At 65.1% G+C, this 4,305-nt stretch carries 3 protein-coding genes; 1 reads left to right on the forward strand and 2 read right to left on the reverse strand.

Features of this window, described 5'->3' with window-relative positions; translation table 11 throughout:
- Positions 1–336: 336 nt before the first annotated feature.
- Both tdh and ACILRA_RS20435 read right to left on the reverse strand, forming a co-directional pair.
- Positions 337–1,362 (reverse strand): L-threonine 3-dehydrogenase, encoded by a 1,026-nt coding sequence (gene tdh, locus ACILRA_RS20430; protein ID WP_395663893.1) that lies wholly within the window; start codon positions 1,360–1,362, stop codon positions 337–339.
- Position 1,363: 1 nt separating this feature from the next.
- A complete protein-coding gene (locus ACILRA_RS20435) occupies positions 1,364–2,545 on the reverse strand; it encodes a glycine C-acetyltransferase (protein WP_395663894.1) in 1,182 nt (393 codons plus the stop codon).
- An 82-nt stretch (positions 2,546–2,627) separates the two neighbouring features.
- Here ACILRA_RS20435 and trmFO point away from each other — a divergent pair, with 82 nt between their 5' ends.
- Complete coding sequence (trmFO, locus tag ACILRA_RS20440; RefSeq protein ID WP_395663895.1) at positions 2,628–4,034, forward strand: methylenetetrahydrofolate--tRNA-(uracil(54)-C(5))-methyltransferase (FADH(2)-oxidizing) TrmFO; 1,407 nt, start codon at positions 2,628–2,630, stop codon at positions 4,032–4,034.
- Positions 4,035–4,305: the final 271 nt, after the last annotated feature.

Here is a 4,305-nt window from a genome sequence, read left to right on the forward strand (position 1 = left end):
TCGGAATATCGATGCCGAGTGCGGCCTCTACGGCGGCTTCCTCCTCCGCCGTGGGTTCGACGAGGTCCAGCCAGACACAGTCGGGCGGGACCGCGGGGGAGGCCGCGGCCTCGAATTCCGTCAGGCAGCCATTGGCCGCTCCATAGGCAGTGAGCATCGGCGGACTCGCGAGGTGGTTACGGGGGTTGCTGGCTTCTCCGTAACCCCGGGGCGCGGGAATGGCAAGCATCGCAGACCACCCCTCCTCGGCGTCACCCCGGCGAAGGCCGGGGTCCAGCTTTGGCGGCCCAAAGGAAGCTGGATCCCGGCCTTCGCCGGGATGACGCCATCAAACAATTACCCCCAGTCCAGCACCACCTTGCCGCAGCTCCCTTGCTTCATCAGCGCGAAGCCCTGGGCGAAATCCGCCGCCTTCATGCGGTGGGTGATGACCTTGCGCACGTCGAGGCCTGATTGCAGCATGGCGATCATCTTGTACCAGGTCTCGAACATCTCGCGGCCATAGATGCCCTTGATGGTGAGGGACTTGAAGATCACCCGGTTCCAGTCGACCGTGGTGGGCCCCGACGGAATGCCCAGCATGGCGATCTTGCCGCCCATGATCATGTGGTCCACCATCTGGTCGAAGGCCTTCGGAGCACCCGACATTTCGAGGCCGATGTCGAAACCTTCGCTCATCCGCAGTCTCGCCATCACGTCGCGCAGATCCTCGCGCGAGACGTTGACAGTCACCGCATCCGTCACCTGGTTGCAGAGGTCGAGGCGGTAGTCGTTGATGTCGGTGACAACGATGTGGCGCGCACCAACATGGCGGCAGATGGCGGCGGCCATGATGCCGATGGGGCCGGCACCGGTGATCAGCACGTCCTCGCCGACGAGGTCGAAGGAGAGTGCGGTGTGGACCGCATTGCCGAGCGGATCGAGGATGGCGCCGATCTCGTCATCCACCTCAGGCGGGAGATGAATGGCGTTGAAGGCGGGGATCTTGAGATAATCCGCGAAGGCGCCGGGGAGGTTCACGCCGATGCCCTTGGTTTCGGGGTCGAGGTGGAAGTGCCCTGCCCTGGCCATACGGCTTTTCATGCCGATGAGGTGGCCTTCGCCCGAGACGCGGTCGCCAATCTTCACTGTACGCACATGGGAGCCGACCTCGGTGACCACACCTGCGAATTCATGGCCCACCACCATGGGCACGGGGATGGTCTTCTGCGCCCAGGCGTCCCACTTCCAGATGTGGAGGTCAGTGCCGCAGATACCGGTCTTGGCGACCTTGATGAGGATGTCGTCCGGCCCGATCTGCGGCACGGGCTCGTCCCGCATGACGATGCCTTCGGCCTTCTCCGCCTTCACCAATGCGCGCATGTCAGATCACTCCCAGTTCGCGGCCCGCCTTGCTGAAGGCGGCGATGGCCTTGTCGATATCGGCTGAAGAATGCGCCGCCGACATCTGCGTGCGGATGCGCGCCTGGCCCTTCGGCACCACGGGGAAGAAGAAGCCCGTGACATAGATGCCCTTCTCGTAAAGCTTCGAGGCCATGTCCTGCGCCAGCTTCGCCTCGCCCAGCATGACGGGGATGATCGGGTGCTCGCCCGGCAGCAGCCTGAAGCCCGCCTTACTCATGCCATGACGGAAGCGCTGGGCATTGTCGAACAGGCGGGCGCGGAGATCATCCCCCTGCTCCGCCATGTCGATGGCCTTGATGCCGGCGGCCACGATGGGCGGCGGCAGGGCGTTGGAGAAGAGATAGGGGCGTGCCCTTTGGCGCATCAGGTCCACGATGGGCTGGCTCGCGGCGATATAGCCCCCGGCGGAACCACCCAGCGCCTTGCCGAGCGTGCCGGTGAGGATGTCGACCTTCACCCCGGCCCGATGCGGCGTGCCGCGGCCTTGCGGGCCGATGAAGCCGGTGGCGTGGCAGTCATCCACCATGATGAGCGCATCGAAACGGTCTGCCAGCGTGCGGATTTCGTCGAGCCTGGCGAAATAGCCATCCATGGAGAAGACGCCGTCCGTCACGATGATGACGCGGCGGGCGCCACCGTCGCGCGCGGCCTTCAGCTGCGTTTCGAGGTCGTTCATGTCGCCATTGGCGAAGCGGAAGCGGCGGGCCTTGGAAAGCCTGATGCCGTCGATGATCGAGGCATGGTTCAAGGCGTCGGAGACGATCGCGTCCTGCTCGCCGAAGAGCGGCTCGAACACCGCGCCATTGGCATCGAAGCAGGCGGCGAAGAGGATTGAGTCCGCCATGCCGAGGTAGTCCGCCAGCCGCCGCTCCAGCGCCAGGTGCAGGTCGCTGGTGCCGCAGATGAAGCGGACGGAGGCCATGCCGAGGCCGTGGGTCTCGAGCGCATCCTTGGCGGCGGTGACGAGGTCCGGATGGTCGGCCAGCCCCAGATAGTTGTTGGCGCAGAAGTTCAGCACCTCGCCACTCTTCACCCGGATATGGGCCGACTGGTGGCTGAGGATGGGGCGCTCGGTCTTCCACAGCGATTGCTGGCGGATGGCGTCGAGTTCGGCGGAGATATCGGCAAGGGTGGTGCTCATGGCCGTGATGCTACTCCTTAGGGGGAGCCAGATGAAGGGCCGAAGTCTTTCACCCTCCCGCGCGGCATGCTAGGAGCGCCCCATGAAGAAACCCATTCACATCATCGGCGCCGGCATGGCGGGATCCGAGGCCGCTTGGCAGGCCGTCAACCAGGGCGTGCCCGTGGTGCTGCACGAGATGCGCCCCCATGTCGGCACCGATGCGCACCGCACCGGCGGCTTCGCCGAGCTCGTCTGCTCCAACTCCTTCCGCTCGGATGATGCCGAGCAGAATGCCGTGGGCCTGCTCCACTGGGAGATGCGGCGCTCCGGCTCCCTCATCATGGCCATGGCGGACCGCCACCAGGTGCCCGCTGGCGGAGCACTTGCGGTGGACCGCGATGCGTTTTCGGCCGAGGTGACGGAGACGCTGAAGCGCCATCCGCTCATTACCGTGGCCGAGGGCGAAGTGGCGGGATTGCCGCCGGAGGCGTGGGAGAGCGTCATCATCGCCACCGGGCCGTTGACATCACCGGCTCTGGCGGCGGCGATCCGCTCGCTCACCGGCGAGGAGTCGCTCGCCTTCTTCGATGCCATCGCCCCCATCGTCCACCGCGAGACGATCGATATGGACGTGGCGTGGTTCCAGTCGCGCTATGACAAGGTTGGCCCCGGCGGCACGGGCAAGGACTACATCAACTGCCCGATGAACCGGGAACAGTACGAGCAATTCGTCCGTGCACTGATCGATGGCGAGAAGACGGACTTCAAGGAGTGGGAGAAGTCCACGCCATACTTCGACGGCTGCCTGCCCATCGAGGTGATGGCGGAGCGCGGGCCCGAGACGCTGCGCCATGGCCCCATGAAGCCGCGCGGCCTCACCAATGCGCATAACCCGGAGGTGAAGCCCTATGCGGTCGTGCAGTTGCGCCAGGACAACAAGCTGGGCACGCTCTATAACATTGTGGGTTTCCAGACGAAGCTGAAATACGCCGACCAGGTGAAGGTGTTCCGCAGCATTCCGGGCCTCGAGAAGGCGGAATTCGCAAGGCTGGGCGGGCTGCACCGCAACACCTTCCTCAACAGCCCGCGCGTGCTGGATGAGGGCTTGAGACTGAAGGCCATGCCCCGCCTGCGCTTTGCGGGCCAGGTGACGGGTGTGGAAGGCTATGTCGAAAGCGCAGCCATGGGACTGATGGCGGGCCGCATGGCCGCGGCGGAAGCGCTGGGCCAGCCCTTCCACGTGCCGCCGCCGACGACGGCGCATGGCGCGCTCATCAACCACATCACCGGCGGACACATCGAGACGACCGACGGGCAGAAGTCATCCTTCCAGCCGATGAACGTGAACTTCGGCCTGTTCCCGCCCATCGAGAAGGTGAAGGTGAAGGACGGCGTGCGGCTGAAGCACACCGAACAGGCAGTCGAGCGCAAGCGCGCCTACACCGCGCGCGCCATGGCGGATTTCGATCAATGGCTGGGCGGAGCGGCGCTGAAGGCGGCGGAGTAAATTCCCTTCTCCCGTTGCGGAACGCAATGGGAGAAGGTGCCCGAAGGGCGGATGAGGGCCTCTCTCCGCGAGGCGTGCCGGTGGAAAGAGCCCTCATCCGGCCTGTCGGCCACCTTCTCCCATCGCGCTGCGACGGGAGAAGGGGATCAGCATCTCACGGCTTCCGCGCTGTCCACCACATCACCCATTGCCGCTTGAGAGGGAAGAGGCGGCGGAGTGAATTCCCTTCTCCCGTTGCGAAGCAATGGGAGAAGGTGCCCGAAGGGCGGAT

Origin of the sequence: Aestuariivirga sp. (assembly GCF_044239095.1) — a bacterium.
Classification (GTDB): Bacteria; Pseudomonadota; Alphaproteobacteria; order Rhizobiales; family Aestuariivirgaceae; genus Aestuariivirga.

Bases quoted from the DNA above. Each gene is read 5' to 3' on its own strand.
- ACILRA_RS20435 (WP_395663894.1), bottom strand. From the start codon at position 2,545: ATGAGCACCACCCTTGCCGATATCTCCGCCGAACTCGACGCCATCCGC.
- trmFO (WP_395663895.1), top strand. From the start codon at position 2,628: ATGAAGAAACCCATTCACATCATCGGCGCCGGCATGGCGGGATCCGAG.
- tdh (WP_395663893.1), bottom strand. From the start codon at position 1,362: ATGCGCGCATTGGTGAAGGCGGAGAAGGCCGAAGGCATCGTCATGCGG.